Source organism: Ornithinimicrobium pulveris (assembly GCF_050261105.1).
Classification (GTDB): domain Bacteria; phylum Actinomycetota; class Actinomycetes; order Actinomycetales; family Dermatophilaceae; genus Ornithinicoccus.
In genome coordinates this window covers 1,669,210-1,686,684 of the sequence record NZ_CP189837.1, presented here as the reverse complement: position 1 = coordinate 1,686,684, position 17,475 = coordinate 1,669,210, and the positions used below count along the sequence as shown (strand labels likewise).

Sequence of the window (17,475 nt, the reverse complement as noted above, 5' to 3'; positions counted from 1 at the left end):
TCAGATCGTGATCCCGGTCAGCTTGATGATCGCCTCGGGGTTGGCCGGGGCGGCGTCGAGCCGGTAGACGACCCGGATCCCCTGCTGATCGTGCGCCGCGAAGGTCTGGTCGAGCACCTTCACGCTCGGGGCGACGTCGCGGGCCACGACCACCTGAGAGAAGTCGACGAGCGCGGCACGGCCGGTCGGGGACGCGCCCGTGGTGTCCGGGACGCGGTTGGTCACCAGCACCGGCACACCGAACAGGCGGTACTGTCCGGCGACGTGGACGTCCGGCTCGATCAGGTAGCGGCCGTCAGCGTCCTTGACCTTCCGCAGGTTGATGAACTCCCGGCTGGTCAGGACCCACTTGGTCCGCTCTAGGTTGACGTTCGCAGCCATCGCCAGGCCCTGGGCGTCGAGCAGGTGGTCCAGGGTCAGCGCCCCGTCCACCGCGACGGTCTGCGTGCCGGCGTAGGCGAACAGGCCACGCGGCCGGGTGATGCCGTCACCGCCGGCGGAGAAGAGCTGGGCGTCCATCGTGTCGGCCACGTCCTTGACCAGCCGCTGCTTGATCGCGGCGTCCAGCGCCACGACGGACTGGCGGGCCAGCTCGTTGGAGTACCGGGTCAGGGTCTTGATGCTCTCCATCGTGGACGGGAGCAGGTGCAGCTCGTCGAAGGTCGGGTCAACCTCGGTGATCTGCTCGTTCTCGCCGTGCCACGACGGGGAGGTCGCGCCGCCCATCTTCGGAATCCTGACGGGGCCGGCGGTGTCGATGATCCGTGGGCCGGCGGCGAGGAACTGGCTCGCGGCCTCCAGCGGCTGGATCAGGGTCGTGAGCACCTGCTCGGCGGTCAGCTCGGTGGTGGCGACGGAGCCGGGGGCGGCGGTCTGGGTCTGGGATGCGAGGGCCATAAGGGTGTCCTGTCTGGGAGGGAGGGGTGTTCACTCGACCTCGGCCACCAGGACCACTGAGAGGGCAGGCCACCAGGACCTACCCTCTCAGGGTACCACGGGGGGGTATGTCACCACACGTTGCGACCCTTGCCCTCACCGCCGGCGGACGTGTCACGCGGCATCGCCTCCACGACCGTGGCGAATGCTTGCGCCAGGGCGTGACAGTCGTCCGGTGCGGTGTAGTCGTCGGCGGACTCGCGGATCTTGTCGAGCAGCAGCTCCCCGGTCTGGATGATCTTCTCGTGGTGCGCCTTCGCCATGCGTTCCTCCTAGGCTCGTGACCGGAGCATCCCGGCCAGGTCGGTGGTCGCCGTCGAGCCTGCCATGCCCTGCCCGACGTCGCCACGGGGACGACGGGATGCCAGGTGCGGCTTGCGGGTGAGCAGGTCGTCCACGGCCGCGGTCACGGCCTCGGAGTCGAGCGGGTCGGCCTCGTCGGGCATGGCCAGGTCGCTCGGGTCGGCCAGTCGGCCGGTCGCGGCCACGCGGGCGGTCCACAGCGCCGCGGCGAGGTCGTCGGCACGGGCGGCACGAAGACGGTAGCGGGCGGACTCGTCGCGCAGCTCTTGGACGTATGAGCGAGGGAACGTCTCCTGCTCGTCCTGGGGCTCCTCGGTGGCCTCATGCTCGTCCTGGGCCTCGGCGGCGTCCACGGCGTCGTCCTGGGCCTCGGTGGTGGTGTTCTCGGTGTTCTGCTCGGTCATGGTGTTCTCTCCTATCGCTGGACTTCTCGGACGCGCTCGACGAGCACGATCCGTTGGGTGCAGACGCACCCGGTGTGTCGGGGCATGGGGTGGTACTTGGGCCAGACGCGGCCCTCTCGCCACCACCATGTGCAGAGCTGGCACTCGTCGCCGTTGCGGTCCCGGATCCAGCCCTCGACCAGGGCCGACTTGGCGATGCCGTCGCTACGGGCGTCGGACGCGGCCTTCAGCGGCTCGGCACGACCGATCCGGCGTATCTGCGCCTCGGCTGCCTCCAGGTCCGGCGGTAGCCGCTCCAGCAGCGTGGACGCGGCCCGGTGCAGCCGTGCGGCCTCGTCGGGACGGGTCAGACCGAGCACCGGGACCGCCCGGCCGGTGCCGGCGGTGATCTGCGCCGACAGGGCCAGGTCGGCCAGGACGGTGGCGCGGACGTTCGCCGCGGCGAGGAACGCGGCGATCAGCGCCACCGCTTCCGCCCGGTCGATGCGGCCCTCGTCGAGCGAGGTCACGATCTGCACCAGATGCTCGGCGGTGTCCTCGGCCAGGACGTCGAGCTGGTCGAAGTAGGTCACTGTGCCAGCCCTCGCAGGACGTCGACGCCGGCGGAATCCAGCGCCTCGGTACGACGGGCAGCCCGGATAGCGGCGATCTCGTCGTCCCGGTAGCCCAGCCGCTGCAGGACGTAGGTCGTCGGCAGGATGCCGGCGGAGTGCAGCTTGACCACGGCGTCGGCCTCCTGGGACGCGGACCGGGTGGACGGGTCTGCCCACGTGACCGTGACGTCCACGCCGGCCGGGTCGACGCCGTGGCGGACCGCGGCGATCAGCCGGGCGACCTGGGTCCACGCCTTGCCGTAGGTGCCCTGCCGGGCCTCGGCGCGGGCGGTGAGCGCGGCCTCGGACGCGCGGATGCTGTCGGCGCTGGTCGGGTTGTCCCCGCCGATGCCGAGCAGGTGCTCGGGCAGGCCGGAGACGGCGCTGATCTGACGCATGACGACGGACACCGCGTTCTCGTAGCCGGTGAGGTCCGCGCCGGCCAGCTGCCCGAACTTCGTCTCGTGCGACTCCGAGATCATCATCCGGTCCGTCTCCGGGAACGGGTTGACCGCGGTGCCGTCCTCGTCGACCTCCAGCTCGACACCGGAGGCGTACCGGCGGGGCCGGGCAGCGTACTCCGACGCGGTGAGCATGTCCGTCGTCAACTTCACCAGCGCGTCGGTGAGGCTCAGGACGTCGGCCATCTCGCTGATGCCGTGGTTCAGCAGCCGGTCACCGTTGCGGAGCCAGACGACCGGCACGACACCGAGCGGGTTGGGGATCGTGCCGGTCTTGCGGAATCCGGTGGTGGTCGCGCCTCGGCCGGGAGCGTGCCAGCGGGTGATCTCCTCGGGTCCGTAGTGGACGGCGTGCGTGCCGTCGTGCGCCTCCCACCGCTTGACCGCCGACGTGATCTGCCGGGTCGCGGGGTCGGTCGTCACCGCCATCTGCGTGGCGGACTCCACCGTGACCTGGGGCGTGCCGTCGGAGCCGGCCCAGACGATGACGAAGCAGTCACCGAGCAGCAGCGCCTCGCGGTGCGCTACCCGGTGCATGGTGTCCATGCCGTTGGTCTGCCAGTCGGCCCACACCTCGGGCCGGGAGAATCCGGTGACGCGCAGCCGCTCGGCGATGGTGTCGACCAGCAGCCGCGGAATGTTCACCGAGACCGCCGACAGCCGGTTGTTCAGCGCCGCCCGCGACTCGGGAGACAGGAACGTCAGCGGCTGCCGGCCCTCGTAGTAGGCGGTCAGCCGGGAGTAGGCCGCGGCCTTCTCGTCGATCAGCTGCAGGGTCGTGGTGAGGGTGTCGAGCTCGGACATGGGTGGTTCTCCTATCGGAAGGACACGGCACGTCGCCGTGGCTTGTGGGTGGCACGCCAGGTGGCGCGGGAATGACCCATGACCAGACAGGCCGCTAGGTCGATCTTGCGAGCGGTGCGGGACCGGCTGGCCTTGTCCAGACGGATGCCGCGGGCGTCCTCACGGATCACCGCCGCGCCGACGTGCGCCGCCAGCCGCGGGTCACCGGAATGGCTCATGCGGCCGTTGACGGCAGCGCTGTACAGGTCACCCGTCGCGGCCGTCAGCCGGGACGGGGAGTGCGGGAACTCCACGACGGGCAGCCGCTCGGCCTCCAGCGCCTGCAGGGTCCGGGTCCAGCGGAACGGGTCAGCGACGATCTCCACCACGTCCCAGCGCCGGCACGCCTCCCGAATGGCGTGCTCGACCTCGGCCACGGGCACCCGGTAGGACTCGTCCCCGGCCGGTCGCTCCCAGACGGCCAGCACGTCGAAGTGCGGAGTCTCCGAGACGGTGCCGAGCAGCAGCGCCGTCGTGTCGTCGCTGAACGAACCGTCCAGGGCCAGGACGACACGCTCCCCGTCCTCGATCGCCTCACCCGTGCTCAGGCCGTCCCAGGTGCCCGGAGGCAGGAACGCGCCGTCCGTCTCAGAGACGATCTGGCAGAGCCGGGCACGCCGGAACGTCGACTCCCGCGTCTTGGGCGGGAGCAGCGCGGTCAGCGCGTCCCGGTGTAGGAAGCCGGCGGCCAGCGCGGGGTTCGCCAGGTCCCAGCAGTGAGCGCAGTCGACCGGGTGGTTCTCGTAGCCGGCGGCCGAGTGCTCCCGCCACCGCAGGGACTTGTCCTCGGGGTGCAGCGCGGCATACTCCCGCAGGGACAGCAGCACCTGATCCTCCAGGTTCGGGCCCGGCGTGCCGATCGCCACCAGCACGGACCGCTCCCGTTTGCCCTGGGCCAGCTGCACCACCTCGAACACGTCGCGGCGGATGACACCGGCCTCATCGGCCAGACAGAGCACATAGTCGAGTCCTTCTAGCGCCGCCGGGGTCGCCGGCAGCGTGGTGAACGTCGAATCCGTCAACGGCAGGACCAGCTTGTCCCGGTAGACATGCACGCGGCTGCTCAGCTCGTCGGACAGCTCGACCATGCGCCGGGCAGCGTTAAACGCCAGCGCGGCCTGCCGCTCGTCGACCGCCACCACGACCACGTTCGCGCCCTCACCCCAGCAGAACAGGCAGTACAGGCCGATAGCAGCGTTCAGGGTCGTCTTGCCCGACCCTCTGGGCAGCATCAGCCCGACCGTGCGAGCGCCGGAGTCCAGGACGTCACGCGCGATATCCATCTGGAAGTCGTGCAGCCGTAGCGGTTTCTTCGCGCCCGTGCCCTTCGGCGTCACCAGGAACTTCCGCACGAACGCGGCGAACCTCTCGGACTCCACCGTCGAGCGCGGCCGGAACGGCAGCGGCACGTCACCGTTCGTCAGGTTGCCCTTGCGGCCGACCTTCAGGCCCGTCACCGGCGCTCACCGCCAGAGTTGAGATTCATTCTCAACTGTCCCCGCGGCTTCCCCAGCGGTCCCGGAGGGCCGGAGGGGGGAGCAGTAGGCCGGTCGTCAAGCACCTGACCGGCGTGTCGTTCGCCTCGGACCGCGCCACGTCGGGAGTTGCACGACCGGCACACGACGGTGACCATCGCCAGCGTGATGCGCCGGCCAGCCTCGTGGGCTGCCCACGCCTCGGCCGTGTGGTCGACGGTCAGGTCGTCCTGCGTGTCGCAGTCGCTGCAGTAGTTCTGCAGCCGTCGAGCCTGTCGAGACAGTCGTCGCCACGCGGCGTCGTAGCCTCGCTGGTGGGCGGACAGCTGGTGGTCCGGGGGGCGGCAGGTCTGGCACCGGGGACCCACGCCGGTAGGGACCCCGCAGTCGAGACAGGGGCGGAGGGTCATCGGTCGTCCTCGCTTCCGAGCACGTTTGGATGCAGCAGCGCAAGCACGCTGTCGACGTGCTCGCAGGTGGCACCGTCCGGGGCGGGGCAGTCGCACGTCCACTCCCCGCGCTGCCAACGGACACGGAAGGTGCGCTCGACGATGGCGAGGACTCCGGGCCTGCGGGCACGGTGCCCGACGACGTGGAGGAAGGCCACGGGTGGCAGGGGTGAGGGCGTCATGGGCGTATCTCCTCGGTAACGAGGGTGAGTAGGGGTTGGGTGTCACCGCTGTCACCGCTGTCACCGTTGCTGGTCAGAGCGGGTGACAGGGCTGTCACTGGGGTGTCACCTGCCGGTGAGCCGTTGACCTGCATGGGTGACACGGGTGACACGGGTGACAGTGACTGCGTGGGCGGGAAGTAGTGCCCTTGCCCGTCCGTGTCGAGCTGGTGGTCGTCGACCATGCGGCGGACGGTCTGCTTCACGGTGGTGAGCGAGATCCCGGTCGCTTCGGAGATCTGCGTCGGGGTGTCGCCCTCGTGGTCGGTGAGCCAGGACAGGACCTTCCGCCGGGTGGTGCCCATGCTGGCGATGGCGACGGGCTCGTCGAGCAGAGCCCATGTGCACGAGTCGGCGTGCCACGTCAGTCCGTACTCGTGCTCGGTGACGTCGCGGCCGGTGACGTGGAGGACGGCTTCGGCGGTGTTGCGTGCCCGCTTGGCGATGAGGATGGCGTCCGCCGCTCCGGTGAGTCCGGTCGAGCCTGAGACCTCGTTGAAGACGTCGGTCTCGTCGGCCATCTTGCGGGTGTGGTGCACGGCAATGACGGCGACCCCGTGCTTGTCTGCCAGCCGCTTCAGCGCTGTCATGGCGTCGTAGTCGGCCTCGTAGGCGTTGCGGCCGTCCGTCCTCGGTGTGACCTTGCGGAGCACGTCGATGACCACGAGCCGGGCGTCGGGGTGGGCGTCGAGCCAGTCGCTGACGAGCTCGATCATGTCCTGCCCTCGCGGCAGTAGCGTCGTGATGTGGAGATCGTCGGGGACGGGCTCGTCTGCGAGGACTGCCTTTAGCCGGCCCTTCAGTCGTCGCGGCGTGTCCTCCAGTGCGGCGTACAGGACCGATCCCTTTTCGACGGGCACCTTCCCGAGCGCTCGGCCGCCGGAGGCGATGGCGACTCCGAGACCGAGGACGAGCCATGATTTGCCGAGCTTCGGTGAGCCGACCAGGAGGTTCAGCCCTTCCGCTATCAGGCCAGGGACGGCCCAGCGGGGTTCGGGGAAAGTGGTTGCGACCAGCTCGGCCGCGGTGAAGTAACAGCCGTGCTCACGGCCGCGCTGCTCCAGTGCTGACAAGGTGGCCCTCCTGGGGGGCTTCGGGGCGGAGCTGGGCGACCCAGCGCGTGATGGTGTCCGGGTCGGTGCACTCGACGGTGACCGAGCCGAGGTGTTGGCCGTGCTCGCGGAGCCATGCGATGCCGTGGAGTGGTGCGAGCTGCCCACGGCGGACGACGAAGATGATGTCCGCGCCGGGCGGTGCGTAGGTGGCCTCTTGGATCAGTCGCTCGATGGCGTGCGTGTCGGTCCAGTTGCGGGGATCTCCGGCGGTGAGGTCGAGCCGAACCGTGCCGTTTACCCTCACGCCGGGACCTGCCCGAGCTCGCGGACGTATCGCTCTAGTTCGTCCTGGGAGATGAGGGTTCGGCGGCCGATCTTGACCGTGGCGATCTCGCCGGCGGCGATGAGTTCGTAGAGCGTGCTGCGGCCGATGCCGAGGACGGCTGCCGCGTCGGGGATGGGATGCAGTAGTCGAGTCATGGCTCGTCTCCTAGGTCGGTTGAGTTGGTGGGACTCCCGGCTTCCTCTTGGGTTCGCGGACCGAGACGTCGTGCTCTGCTCGTCGGCCAGCCGGGGTGCTGCGCTGTTGACTTGTGTTCCTAAACATCGTCCGGACGTATCCGGTAGGAACATGGTGGACGCGAGTGGATTGCGGAAGCAAGCCAACACGGCTATGCTGCATTCCGTATAGGAACGTCGCCGGAAGGAAGAAGGGTCGAGATGGCTCGCCCAAACCCGACGCGGAGCATCCAGGGTGAGAGCAACCTCGCCCAACGGATCGCACTAGAGCGTCGAAGGCAGGAGTGGTCTTACGAGACCCTCGCCAGGCGGATGACCGAGGCCGGCTGCCCGATCAACGCCTCAGCGATCTACAAGATCGAGAAGGGCAACCCACCGCGGAAGATCACCGTCGACGAGCTGATCGCCTTCGCTGACGTCTTCGACCAGGAAGTCGAAGACCTGCTCACGCCGATAGACCTCTATCGCAAGGAGCACGCGAAGATGGTCGCGCGGAAGATCGACGAGGCCAGAGACCAGCTGAGCAACGCGCTCGCGGCCCTGGCGAACGGGTACATCGAGTACTTCGACCTCGCGGTCTACGACCCCGAGCTGCGGGAGTTCGTCGACAACCGCCAGCTGCAGGAAGACATGGTCGACGCTGCCAGTAGCGGCCGGCTGTTCACCCTGACCCTTGCTGGTGTGCGTGCCGACGACGAGCTCGACGACGGTCCCCTGCGAGAGGCGGTCCGGGCTCTGCACAGCGAGATGGTCGCGCTCGCGGCCGAAGGTGCCAAACGGGCGATTGACGTCCTAGAAGGAAGACAGTCCGGTGAGTAGACGAGCCAACGGTGAGGGGTCGAAGCCGGTCAAGCGGAAGGATGGCCGCTGGGCGGTGAGCCTGCGCTACATCGACCCGGACGGGCTGGCCAAGCGCAGCACGGTCTACGGGAAGACGGCCAAGGAAGCGCGGGAGAAGGCCGAGGAAGCTCGTCGTCGGGTCAAGCGGTCCCAGCCGCCGAAGGACTCCCGCGTCGTCCTCGGTGCGTTCGTCGAGGAATGGGTCGCGTCCACGCTCGCGGTGAGTGACCGGAAGGCGAGCACGAAGGCGATGTACGCGACTCTGGCGAGGAAGCATGTCGTGGACTCCGACCTCGGTCGCAGCGCGCTCGACAGGGTGACCCCGAGGAAGGTCGAGGCGTGGGTCGCAGACCTGCGGAAGAAGGGCCTGTCTGAGTCGACGGTGCGCTCGACGTACACGGTCCTGCGGGCGGTGCTGGACACTGCCGTGCGGGACCGGGCACTCGGGGAGAATCCCGCGGCCGTGGTCCGCCGGCCGAAGGTGACGACGAAGGAGGCGAACTACCTCACTGTCGATGAGGTCGAGACGGTGCTCGACGCGGCCGAAGGCTCCCGCTATGCGCCGTTGTTCCGTCTGCTCGTGAACACGGGGATGCGGCGAGGCGAGGCGCTTGCGCTGCGCTGGTCGGACGTCGACCTCACGAACAGGACGCTGCGGGTGCGGGGCACGCTGGCGCGGGAGCACGGCCAGCTCGTCGTGACGGAACCGAAGACGGCGAAGTCGAAGCGGACACTGTTCCTCACCGATGAGTCGGTCGAGGTCCTCCACGCGATGAGGGAGCGCCAGCGCGTCGAGCGTGCGGAGGCGGGCTCGATGTGGGTCGAGACGGGGTTCGTCTTCACGACGGAGTTCGGCCAGCCGAGCGACCCCAGGAACGCTCTGCGGGCGTTCAAGGCGGCGACCAGCCGGGCCGGGATCGCCGGTGCAGGGCTGCACACGTTGCGACACTCGGCAGCGTCGGTCCTCCTGGCGAAGGGAGTACCGCTGAAGGTCGTCTCCGAGATCCTCGGGCACTCGTCCACGGCGATCACGGGCGACGTCTACGGGCACGTCTCCCCCGACGTCGCAGCCGAGGCGATGCGGACTCTCAGCACGGCGCTCAGCGCCTAATGGTGGTCAACAAAGGTGGTCAACGATCCCCCAGCGCATGACGAAGGCCCTGTCGGATTTCTCCGACAGGGCCTTCTACCTGCATGTTTCTCTCGGTCGGGCTGACAGGATTTGAACCTGCGACCCCTTGACCCCCAGTCAAGTGCGCTACCAAGCTGCGCCACAGCCCGAGGCCCGGTTGGGCAGGGACAAAGATAACCCATGCCCGACCCACCGGACGAATCCAACGGCGGCGTTCCTGAGTCAGCGGCGGGAGCGCTTCTCGCGCACCCGGACCGAGATCTCGATCGGGCTGCCCTCGAAGCCGAACTCCTCACGCAGCCGACGCTCGAGGAAGCGGCGGTAGCCGGCCTCGATGAAGCCGGAGGCGAAGACCACGAACTTCGGCGGTCGGGTGGCTGCCTGGGTGGCGAACAGGATGCGGGGCTGCTTGCCGCCGCGGACCGGGTGCGGGTGGGCCGCGACGACCTCGCCGAAGAAGGAGTTCAACTTGGAGGTCGGGATCCGGCGGTCCCACGAGGCCAGGGCCACCTCAAGCGCGGGCTCCAACTTGGCCACGTGCCGGCCGGTGCGTGCCGACACGTTGACCCGCGGCGCCCACTGGATCTGGACCAGCTCGCGCTCGATCTCCCGCTCCAGGTAGTACTGCCGCTCCTCATCCATCAGGTCCCACTTGTTGTAGGCGATGACCAAGGCCCGGCCAGCATCGACCACCTGCTGCACCACGCGGATATCCTGCTCGGCGATCGGTTGCGAGACGTCGATCAGCACGACGGCGACCTCCGCCTTCTCCAGCGCGGTCTGCGTGCGCAGCGAGGCGTAGAAGTCCGCCCCCCGGGTCTGGTGCACCCGCCGACGGATACCTGCGGTGTCGACGAAACGCCATACCTTGCCGCTGTTGCCGAGCTCGATGAGCTCGTCCACCGGGTCGCGGGTGGTGCCGGCGACGTCGTCCACGACGACCCGGTCGGTGCCGGCCAGCTTGTTGAGCAGCGAGGACTTGCCCACGTTGGGCCGACCCAGCAGGGCGACGCGGCGCGGGCCACCACGCGGGTAGGCGCCGGCGACCGCAGAGACGTCCGGCAGCACGTCCAGGACGGCGTCGAGCACGTCCCCCGAGCCGCGGCCGTGCAGGGCGGAGACCGGCCACGGCTGACCAAGACCGAGCGACCACAGCATCGCGGCGTCAGCCTCCATCCGCTGGTCGTCGACCTTGTTGGCGACCAGGATGACCGGCTTGCGGGAGCGGCGCAGGAGGCGGACGACCTGCTCGTCGGTGTCGGTCGCGCCGACCGTGGCATCAACCACGAACATCACGACGTCGGCGAGCTCGACGGCCACCTCGGCCTGCTCGGCGACGCGCAGGTGGATACCGGTCGCATCCACCTCCCAGCCGCCGGTGTCGACCAGGGTGAACTTGCGCCCCGACCACTCGGCGTCGTAGGCGACCCGGTCGCGGGTGACGCCAGGCACGTCCTCGACGACCGCCTCGCGGCGGCCGAGAATCCGGTTGACCAAGCTGGACTTGCCGACGTTGGGCCGACCCACCACGGCCACGACGGGCCGCGAGGAGGCCTCGTCGTCGTCGTCGGCGCTCAGCTCGCCGAGCTCGACCAGGGCGAGGTCCTCATCGGAGAGCTCGAAGTCGTCGAGGCCCGCTCGCAGGGCGTTCTCGAGCTTCTCGTCCTCCTCGGTCACCTCCAGGTCGGGCTCGACCGGGGAATCGGGGTCCACTCCCCCGGTCCACTCGACCTCGGTCTCGTTCAGATCGGGTCGGTCCTCGGTGCTCATCAGTTCTCTCCTCCTGCTGCCCGGTCGGCGGCGTCGATGCGCAGCCGTACCTGTCGCTTGATCCGGCCGAGCATCCCGACCATGCCCCGCATCCGCAGCGGCGAGACCGCTTCGGCCAGTCCGAAGCGATAAGGGGCATCGTCGGGGACGGACAGCACCTCGGCAGCCGGCAGCCCATCCAGACCCTCGTGCAGGATCCCGGCGAAGCCGCGCGTCGTGGGCGCTTCTGGCGGCGCGTCGAAGAACAGGTGCACGGTGCGCTCGCCCTCGTCCTCCACCTCCACGGCGAGGAAGAGCGGCGACTGGCACTCGTCGACACGCTCCATCGTCTCCAGGCCCCCCGAGTAGCGCTCAGGAGGCGCTGGCAGCTCGTTCGACAACTCAAGGAGCAGCTGGAGACGCTCCGGTTGGGTCACGGCCTGAAAGTCTTCGGCGAGCTCGGCCAGGGCGGCCGGAAGATCGGCGCTCGTCCCGCTCGGCGACATCAGCGCTCCACCGGCACGCCGACCGAGTTGCCCCACTCGGTCCAGCTGCCGTCGTAGTTGCGGACCTTGTCGAAGCCCAGCAGATGAGTGAGCACGAACCAGGTGTGGCTCGAGCGCTCACCGATCCGGCAGTAGGCCACGACGTCGTCGCCGGGGGTGAGGCCCTGCTCCTGCAGGTAGATCTCCTCCAGCTCGGCCCGGCTCTTGAAGGTGCCGTCGTCGTTGGCCGCGCGCGCCCACGGCACGCTCTTGGCACCGGGGATGTGGCCGCCGCGCATCGCGCCCTCCTGCGGGTAGTCGGGCATGTGGAGCAGTTCGCCGGAGTACTCCCCAGGGCTGCGGACGTCGACCATCGGCTGGCCGATGTGCTCGAGCACGTCGGCCTTGAAGGCCCGGACACCGGTGTCGTCCCGGTCCACGACGGGGTATGTCGTGTGCGTCACCTCGGGCACATCGGTGGTCATCTCGCGGCCCTCGGCGACCCACTTTGCGCGGCCGCCGTCCAGGAGGCGCACATCCTCGTGGCCGAAGAGCGTCATCACCCACAGGGCGTAGGCGGCCCACCAGTTGGACCGGTCGCCATACAGGACGACGGTGGTGTCGCGGCCGATGCCGCGCTCCCCCATGACCTGGGCGAAGCGCTCGCCGTCGACGTAGTCGCGGGTCAAGGGGTCGTTGAGGTCGGTGTGCCAGTCCAGCTTCAGCGCACCCGGGATGTGGCCGGTGTCGTAGAGCAGGACGTCCTCGTCGGACTCCAGCACCACGATGTCGTCATCGGCCAGGTGCTCGGCGAGCCAGTCGGTGGTGACCAGGCGCTCGGGGTGGGCGTAGTCAGAGATCTTCGCGTCAGAGATCTTCGCGTCGGCGGTCTGTGCGTCGTGATCGTTGTGGTCGGTCATCGGTCCTCCTTGGACGGATCGGACTGTTCAGGTGTCTGCGGTGCGACCTCACCCCGGACGAGGTCGAGCACGGCCTGGACGACCTGCTCGAAGCTCAGGTCGGAGGTGTCCAGGCCCACGACCCCCTCTGCGGGCTCGAAGAAGGCGCTGACGGTGGCGTCGTCCCGGTCGCGGCGGCTGATCTGGTCACGGGTGGCCTCGATCTGCTCGGCCCCTGCCGTCCCGTGCAGTTCGGTCGACCGGCGGGCCAGGCGGGCCTCTTCGGAGGCGGTGACCAGGATGCGGTGCTCTGCGTCGGGCGCGACCACGGTGGTGATGTCCCGCCCCTCGGCGACCACACCGCCGCGGTCCGCACGGAGCTGATCGATCAGCTCTCGCTGGCGGCGGCGCAGCTCGGCGCGGACGTCCAGGTTGGTGGCCACGGCCGAGACCTGGCTGCTGATCCAGGTCTCCCGGATCGCCTCGGTGATGTCTGTTCCGTTGACGGTGACCGTCACCGGACCCGTGGGATCCGTCGCGATCTCCAGGGGCAGTGACCGAGAGGCGTCGGCAACCTTGGCCTGATCAGTGGGGTCGATGCCTTCGTCAAGCACCCACCAGGTCAGGGCGCGGTACATCGCACCGGTGTCGAGATAGCCGAGCCCGAGCTCGCGCGCGACGGCTTTGGACACCGACGACTTGCCGGAGCCGCTGGGGCCGTCGACGGCGATGGTCAGGGGATGTTCGGGCACCCGGCAAGCCTACTAGCGCGCTAGCCCCGAGTCCGAGGCCACCTGCGCGACTGGTTGCGGTGTGCGGGCAACCTTTCCTGCTCGCCCTGACTAGGAGAGAGTGACCAGCAGGACCCCACCAGGAGGACGCGTGATCGGACGCAGCCGCAGGACCCGGGACTCAGAGTTCACCGAGTTCGTGGAGCAGGCAGGCCCCGAACTCCTGCGGATCGCCTGGTTCCTCACCGGTGATGTCCATCGGGCCCAGGATCTTGTTCAGGGCGCGCTGTTACGCACCTATCGCGCGTGGGATCGGGTCGATCAGCCCCGGGCCACCGCCTACACGCGCACCGTCATGCTCAACCTGACGCGAGAGGACTGGCGACGGCACGGCCGGCACGTGATCGATGCCGACGTCGAGGCACAGGCAGAGAAAGCCAGGGTCAGCCCGGACCACGCGGAGCAGATCGCCGAGCAGGACCGCCTGGTGCGCGGGCTGCGGGAGTTGCCAGATGGCCAACGGGCTGTCGTCGTCCTCCGCTACTACTGCGATCTGTCCGAACAGCAGTGCGCCGACGAGCTCGGCATCTCTGTGGGAGCAGTGAAGAGCGCTGCCTCACGCGGCCTTGGCCGCCTCCGCACGCACATGTCCACACAGGAGGTCCACTGATGAACACCGACATCGAACAGAGGGTGCGTCGAGGCCTGAGCACGGCCAGTGCACCCCCAGATCTCACCCTGGACGCCGCTGAAGTAACGCGGCTCTCGAGCCGCGCCTACCAACGACGTCGCACAGGGCAGAGCGTGGTCGTCGGCGCAACAGCACTGACCGTCGTGGCCTCTGCTGCGTGGGCCGGTGGTCTGTTGCCGCAGTCGGTCCAACGGGCCTTGCCGGCAGCCCCATGGTCCGCGTGCCCGCTGGGCCCCTCGGAGGACGGCACCCACACCGTGATCCACACCGACCGGCTCGACCCGGTCGTCGTGCCGGTGGCTGGCGGCGGCTCGCTGCTGGCCGGCTTCACGCAGGCCTGCGGAGAGAGCACGATCGTTCTCGGGTCGATCGAAGGCGACTCTCCCACCGTCCCCGCAGAGCTGACCAGCCAGGGCGGAGCGAGTTGGGAGGGAAGGGCTGCTCCCGCCTTCTGGATCCAGCAGGTCGAGGTCGGTGACCGGCACGCGCTGGCCCTGCTCCTCCCCCAGGAGGCCATCGCTGCCCAGCTCATCGGCCCGACTCAGAGCCAGTTCGTGGACCTGAGCAGCGCCGCGGACCTTCCGGGTACGGCCCTTCAGGTGGTCGCGGCCGCCGACCAGCTGCACAGCGGTGACGAGCTCGCCACCCTGGTGGAGCGGGATGAAAACCTCACCACCGAATGGGGACCCGGTGTGGTCAATCGCGCCTATGTCGGCACCTCTGATGACTACGCTCGGTCCTCGACCTGGGTCGCTCTGGACCGCCTGGGACAACTCTGGGCGATGCACGACGGATCGGTGCTCGGCCCCTACCTGGTCGCTGATCCGGTCCGGGGGAACGCCACTCCGACGGAGCACGTGAACGCTCCGGTCGCCATCGATCTCGGGGCTCTGAAACCGGGCGAGCAGGACGCGTCGTCGCACGGATCCGTGGAGCGGACCTACCTCGTGGTGGCCCCCGTCCCGGGCGAGGTGACAGTGGCCGAGACGGCGCCATCACCTGATGCCGCGGCGTCGGCAGCGACCCTCCTGAGCACCACACAGATGCACTCCGACACCCTGACACCGCTGTACGCGGAGCTGGTCACGGTCGAGGCAGCTACCCAGGAACACAGTGTGCACCTGACCTGGGCCCAGTCCGGTGAGTCGGACGGTCAGCCGGTGTCACTGCTGACGCCCTGAGGTCACAGTGCACTGCCGAGGGCAGTCCGCTCAGAGCCCGGCGGCGCGGTAGAGCTGCGCGACCTCCTCGGCGGTCAACACCCGGTAGCGCCCGGGGCGCAGTTCGCCGAGGCGCACCGGGCCGACCTGTACGCGGGCCAGCGCCAGGACCGGGTGGCCCACGGCGTCCAGCATCCGCCGCACGATGTGCTTGCGGCCCTCGTGCAGAACGACCTCGACGATCGCCTTGCCCGGCAGCGAGTCGACCAGCTTGAAAGAGTCGACCTTTGCCGGCCCGTCTTCGAGCTCGACGCCTTCCCGCAGCCGCTTACCGACGTCGCGAGCGACGGGACCGGGGACCTGGGCGACATAGGTCTTGGGCACGCCATAGGCCGGGTGCTGGAGCCGGTGCGCGAGGTCACCGTCGTTGGTGAGGAGCAGCAGCCCCTCGGTCTCGGCATCGAGCCGGCCGACGTGGAAGAGCCGCTGGGACAGATGACCCACGTAGCCGGACAGGTCCGGTCGACCCTCCTCGTCCTGCATCGAGCTGACCACGCCGAGCGGCTTGTTCAGCGCCAGGTAGACCTTCTCGGTGTCCACGACGACGCGATCGCCGTCGACGTGCACGCTCTGGCTCGCGGGATCCACCCGCACACCCAGCTCGGTGACCACCTGACCGTCGACCTGGACCCGGCCCTCCTCGATCAAGGTCTCGCAGGCACGGCGGCTGCCGAAGCCGGCGCTGGCCAGCAACTTCTGCAGCCGCACGCCCTCGGGTGAGTGGACATCCGCGGCCGGGTGCTGCTGGTCGGCGATGGTGGCCCGTCGGCGCCGGCTCGGGCGCGCCTTGGCCGTCCCGGCCCGACGGGGGCCGGCTGTGCCGCCATGCTTGGGCACGCGCGGACCACCTCGGGAGCCGCTCTTGCCACTGCCCTTGCCGGGGCCCTTGCCTCCAGCGCTACCCCTGGTGTTCTTGCGATCGCTCATGCCAGTCCTTCCGCAGCCAGCTCCTCGAGCACCTCTGCCGAAGGCAGATAGGGCGCGAGAGCGGGTAGGTCGTCGAGGGAATCCAGCCCCATGCGCTGGAGGAAGAGGTCGGTCGTGCCGTAGAGCACGGCGCCCGCGGTCGGGTCCTGCCCGACCTCGGTGACCATGCCGCGCGCGAGCAGGGTGCGCACGACGCCGTCCACGTTCACGCCGCGGATCGCGCCGATCCGGGCGCGGCTCACCGGCTGCCGGTAGGCCACGACGGCCAAGGTCTCCAGGGCCGCCTGGGTGAGGCGGGCCTGCTGCCCGCCGAGCAGGAAGCGCTCGACGACCGGGGCGTACTCGGGCCGGGTGTAGATCCGCCAACCGCCCCCCAACCGCCGCAGCATGAACCCGCGGGTGGTGTCGGCATACTCCTGGGCGAGCTCGTCGAGCACGGCACCGATGTCCTCCACCGGCAGCTCCAGCGCGCTCGCCAGCGCCTCCTCGGTGACCGGCTCGTCGACCACCATCAGGACAGCCTCAACGGCCGACTTGGCGCCGCCCGGGAAGTCGTTGATGTCGAAGGCGACCTGCTGGTCCTCCACCGGACCCGAAGGATCCTCTGGCAGGTCCGGCTGCACGTCCACCTGACCGGTCGGCTCAGTCATCGCCGTCCTCCCGTATGTCGTCGCTCTCGTCGAACTCATCACTCACCGCGACCTCGCCGCTGGTCGGCCCGGTCCACCGGACGGTCAGCTCGCCCAGCGCCTCAGGCTGGTCCAGCGCGATCACGGTGTCGCGGAACAGCTCGAGCAGGGCGAGGAACCTGGCCACGATCACCAGGGTGCTGTCAGCATCGGCGACCAGGTCCCGGAAGGTCGCGGTGCCGCGGTCGCGCAGGCGCCCCACCAGCAGCGTCGCCTGCTCGCGCACCGAGACCTGGGGTGCGTGCAGGTGGGAGACGCCAACTGTGGGCGGCGGCTTGGGGATCATCGCCCGACCGGCGATCATCGCCAGCTGCTCCGGCGTGACGCCCAGCACGATCTCCGGCAGCAGCGCAGCGAAGCGCTCCTCGACACCCACGTCGCGGGGGAAGATCCGCCCCGCACCCTCCATCCGCAGCCGCAACTCATCGGCCACCTGCTTGAAGGCCCGGTACTGCAGCAATCGGGCGAAGAGCAGATCCCGGGCCTCGATGAGCGCCAGGTCCTCCTCCTCATCCTCGCGGGCGTTCGGGAGCAGCCGCGCGGCCTTGAGGTCGAGCAAGGTCGCCGCGATGAGCACGAACTCGCTGGCCTGCGACAGGTCCCAGTCCATCTGCTGTGCCTGGGCGGTGCGCAGATGCGCGACGAACTCGTCGGTGACCTTGGCCAGCGAGATCTCGGTGACGTCCAGCTTGTGCTTGGCGATCAGGCCGAGCAGCAGCTCGAAGGGGCCGGAGAAGACGTCGAGGTGGACCTCAAAACTGCCGCGACTGCCGCTGAGCACACCGCCGGGGGTGGCGCCTGGCGCCGGCGCGGTCGGGTCACCTGCCTCCACCGCGGCGGTGGGGGCACCCAT

General features: G+C 69.3%; 21 protein-coding genes and 1 tRNA gene. 4 read left to right on the top strand and 18 right to left on the bottom strand.

The genetic code is table 11. The features are described 5' to 3' along the window. From ACQBAT_RS07805 to ACQBAT_RS07760, 10 genes are all read right to left on the bottom strand, one after another. Nucleotides 1-897, bottom strand: a complete 897-nt coding sequence (locus tag ACQBAT_RS07805; RefSeq protein ID WP_420748318.1) for a phage major capsid protein — start codon at nt 895-897, stop codon at nt 1-3. A 110-nt stretch (nt 898-1,007) separates the two neighbouring features. After that, the gene (locus tag ACQBAT_RS07800; RefSeq protein ID WP_420748319.1) at nt 1,008-1,199 is read right to left on the bottom strand and encodes a hypothetical protein; all 192 of its coding nucleotides are present in this window, start codon (nt 1,197-1,199) and stop codon (nt 1,008-1,010) included. 9 nt (nt 1,200-1,208) lie between these two features. Further along, nucleotides 1,209-1,643, bottom strand: coding sequence for a hypothetical protein (locus tag ACQBAT_RS07795; protein WP_420748320.1), 435 nt, complete (start codon nt 1,641-1,643; stop codon nt 1,209-1,211). 11 nt (nt 1,644-1,654) lie between these two features. Next, nucleotides 1,655-2,215, bottom strand: coding sequence for a hypothetical protein (locus ACQBAT_RS07790; RefSeq protein WP_420748321.1), 561 nt, complete (start codon nt 2,213-2,215; stop codon nt 1,655-1,657). Beyond that, on the bottom strand, nt 2,212-3,501 hold the full coding sequence (locus ACQBAT_RS07785; protein WP_420748322.1) for a phage portal protein: 1,290 nt from the start codon (nt 3,499-3,501) through the stop codon (nt 2,212-2,214). The genes ACQBAT_RS07790 and ACQBAT_RS07785 overlap by 4 nt, the downstream gene beginning before the upstream one ends. Nucleotides 3,502-3,512: 11 nt before the next feature. Then, nucleotides 3,513-4,997: a terminase large subunit domain-containing protein gene (locus ACQBAT_RS07780; RefSeq protein WP_420748323.1), complete on the bottom strand. Its 1,485-nt coding sequence runs from the start codon at nt 4,995-4,997 to the stop codon at nt 3,513-3,515. Nucleotides 4,998-5,421: 424 nt separating this feature from the next. Next, nucleotides 5,422-5,646, bottom strand: a complete 225-nt coding sequence (locus ACQBAT_RS07775) for a hypothetical protein (protein WP_420748324.1) — start codon at nt 5,644-5,646, stop codon at nt 5,422-5,424. Beyond that, nucleotides 5,643-6,758, bottom strand: a complete 1,116-nt coding sequence (locus ACQBAT_RS07770) for an AAA family ATPase (protein ID WP_420748325.1) — start codon at nt 6,756-6,758, stop codon at nt 5,643-5,645. The genes ACQBAT_RS07775 and ACQBAT_RS07770 overlap by 4 nt, the downstream gene beginning before the upstream one ends. Next, entirely contained in the window at nt 6,730-7,044 is a 315-nt protein-coding gene (locus ACQBAT_RS07765) for a hypothetical protein (protein WP_420748326.1), read from the bottom strand. The genes ACQBAT_RS07770 and ACQBAT_RS07765 overlap by 29 nt, the downstream gene beginning before the upstream one ends. Continuing rightward, on the bottom strand, nt 7,041-7,220 hold the full coding sequence (locus tag ACQBAT_RS07760; protein ID WP_420748327.1) for a helix-turn-helix domain-containing protein: 180 nt from the start codon (nt 7,218-7,220) through the stop codon (nt 7,041-7,043). Before ACQBAT_RS07760 ends, ACQBAT_RS07765 begins: the two co-directional genes overlap by 4 nt. Nucleotides 7,221-7,460: 240 nt before the next feature. Between ACQBAT_RS07760 and ACQBAT_RS07755 the strand changes: the two genes are divergently transcribed. Both ACQBAT_RS07755 and ACQBAT_RS07750 read left to right on the top strand, forming a co-directional pair. After that, a complete protein-coding gene (locus ACQBAT_RS07755; protein WP_420748328.1) occupies nt 7,461-8,078 on the top strand; it encodes a helix-turn-helix domain-containing protein in 618 nt (205 codons plus the stop codon). Next, nucleotides 8,071-9,210, top strand: coding sequence for a tyrosine-type recombinase/integrase (locus ACQBAT_RS07750; RefSeq protein WP_420748329.1), 1,140 nt, complete (start codon nt 8,071-8,073; stop codon nt 9,208-9,210). Before ACQBAT_RS07755 ends, ACQBAT_RS07750 begins: the two co-directional genes overlap by 8 nt. A gap of 96 nt (nt 9,211-9,306) precedes the next feature. Here ACQBAT_RS07750 and ACQBAT_RS07745 read toward each other — a convergent pair. The 5 genes from ACQBAT_RS07745 to cmk form a co-directional block, all read right to left on the bottom strand. After that, nucleotides 9,307-9,380: transfer RNA gene (locus tag ACQBAT_RS07745), tRNA-Pro, on the bottom strand. Nucleotides 9,381-9,453: 73 nt separating this feature from the next. Then, nucleotides 9,454-11,001: a ribosome biogenesis GTPase Der gene (gene der, locus ACQBAT_RS07740; RefSeq protein ID WP_420748330.1), complete on the bottom strand. Its 1,548-nt coding sequence runs from the start codon at nt 10,999-11,001 to the stop codon at nt 9,454-9,456. After that, a complete protein-coding gene (locus tag ACQBAT_RS07735; RefSeq protein ID WP_420748331.1) occupies nt 11,001-11,486 on the bottom strand; it encodes a SufE family protein in 486 nt (161 codons plus the stop codon). The genes der and ACQBAT_RS07735 overlap by 1 nt, the downstream gene beginning before the upstream one ends. Then, nucleotides 11,486-12,385, bottom strand: coding sequence for a sulfurtransferase (locus ACQBAT_RS07730; RefSeq protein WP_420748332.1), 900 nt, complete (start codon nt 12,383-12,385; stop codon nt 11,486-11,488). The genes ACQBAT_RS07735 and ACQBAT_RS07730 overlap by 1 nt, the downstream gene beginning before the upstream one ends. Further along, nucleotides 12,382-13,116, bottom strand: a complete 735-nt coding sequence (gene cmk, locus ACQBAT_RS07725) for a (d)CMP kinase (protein WP_420748333.1) — start codon at nt 13,114-13,116, stop codon at nt 12,382-12,384. Before cmk ends, ACQBAT_RS07730 begins: the two co-directional genes overlap by 4 nt. Nucleotides 13,117-13,246: 130 nt before the next feature. On the opposite strand from cmk, the gene ACQBAT_RS07720 reads away from it, so the two are divergent. Then, nucleotides 13,247-13,765, top strand: a complete 519-nt coding sequence (locus ACQBAT_RS07720; RefSeq protein WP_420748334.1) for a SigE family RNA polymerase sigma factor — start codon at nt 13,247-13,249, stop codon at nt 13,763-13,765. Continuing rightward, entirely contained in the window at nt 13,765-14,967 is a 1,203-nt protein-coding gene (locus ACQBAT_RS07715) for a hypothetical protein (RefSeq protein WP_420748335.1), read from the top strand. The genes ACQBAT_RS07720 and ACQBAT_RS07715 overlap by 1 nt, the downstream gene beginning before the upstream one ends. Nucleotides 14,968-14,997: 30 nt before the next feature. Here ACQBAT_RS07715 and ACQBAT_RS07710 read toward each other — a convergent pair whose 3' ends face one another. The 3 genes from ACQBAT_RS07710 to ACQBAT_RS07700 are packed head-to-tail and all read right to left on the bottom strand — an operon-like array spanning nt 14,998 to nt 17,475. Next, on the bottom strand, nt 14,998-15,933 hold the full coding sequence (locus tag ACQBAT_RS07710; protein ID WP_420748336.1) for a pseudouridine synthase: 936 nt from the start codon (nt 15,931-15,933) through the stop codon (nt 14,998-15,000). After that, a complete protein-coding gene (scpB, locus tag ACQBAT_RS07705; RefSeq protein ID WP_420748337.1) occupies nt 15,930-16,583 on the bottom strand; it encodes an SMC-Scp complex subunit ScpB in 654 nt (217 codons plus the stop codon). The genes ACQBAT_RS07710 and scpB overlap by 4 nt, the downstream gene beginning before the upstream one ends. Continuing rightward, nucleotides 16,576-17,475, bottom strand: a complete 900-nt coding sequence (locus ACQBAT_RS07700; protein ID WP_420748338.1) for a segregation and condensation protein A — start codon at nt 17,473-17,475, stop codon at nt 16,576-16,578. Before ACQBAT_RS07700 ends, scpB begins: the two co-directional genes overlap by 8 nt.

Bases quoted from the DNA above. Each gene is read 5' to 3' on its own strand.
- ACQBAT_RS07805 (WP_420748318.1), bottom strand. From the start codon at position 897: ATGGCCCTCGCATCCCAGACCCAGACCGCCGCCCCCGGCTCCGTCGCC.
- ACQBAT_RS07800 (WP_420748319.1), bottom strand. From the start codon at position 1,199: ATGGCGAAGGCGCACCACGAGAAGATCATCCAGACCGGGGAGCTGCTG.
- ACQBAT_RS07795 (WP_420748320.1), bottom strand. From the start codon at position 1,643: ATGACCGAGCAGAACACCGAGAACACCACCACCGAGGCCCAGGACGAC.
- ACQBAT_RS07785 (WP_420748322.1), bottom strand. From the start codon at position 3,501: ATGTCCGAGCTCGACACCCTCACCACGACCCTGCAGCTGATCGACGAG.
- ACQBAT_RS07775 (WP_420748324.1), bottom strand. From the start codon at position 5,646: ATGACGCCCTCACCCCTGCCACCCGTGGCCTTCCTCCACGTCGTCGGG.
- ACQBAT_RS07760 (WP_420748327.1), bottom strand. From the start codon at position 7,220: ATGACTCGACTACTGCATCCCATCCCCGACGCGGCAGCCGTCCTCGGC.
- ACQBAT_RS07755 (WP_420748328.1), top strand. From the start codon at position 7,461: ATGGCTCGCCCAAACCCGACGCGGAGCATCCAGGGTGAGAGCAACCTC.
- der (WP_420748330.1), bottom strand. From the start codon at position 11,001: ATGAGCACCGAGGACCGACCCGATCTGAACGAGACCGAGGTCGAGTGG.
- ACQBAT_RS07735 (WP_420748331.1), bottom strand. From the start codon at position 11,486: ATGTCGCCGAGCGGGACGAGCGCCGATCTTCCGGCCGCCCTGGCCGAG.
- ACQBAT_RS07730 (WP_420748332.1), bottom strand. From the start codon at position 12,385: ATGACCGACCACAACGATCACGACGCACAGACCGCCGACGCGAAGATC.
- ACQBAT_RS07715 (WP_420748335.1), top strand. From the start codon at position 13,765: ATGAACACCGACATCGAACAGAGGGTGCGTCGAGGCCTGAGCACGGCC.
- ACQBAT_RS07710 (WP_420748336.1), bottom strand. From the start codon at position 15,933: ATGAGCGATCGCAAGAACACCAGGGGTAGCGCTGGAGGCAAGGGCCCC.
- scpB (WP_420748337.1), bottom strand. From the start codon at position 16,583: ATGACTGAGCCGACCGGTCAGGTGGACGTGCAGCCGGACCTGCCAGAG.
- ACQBAT_RS07700 (WP_420748338.1), bottom strand. From the start codon at position 17,475: ATGGGTGCCCCCACCGCCGCGGTGGAGGCAGGTGACCCGACCGCGCCG.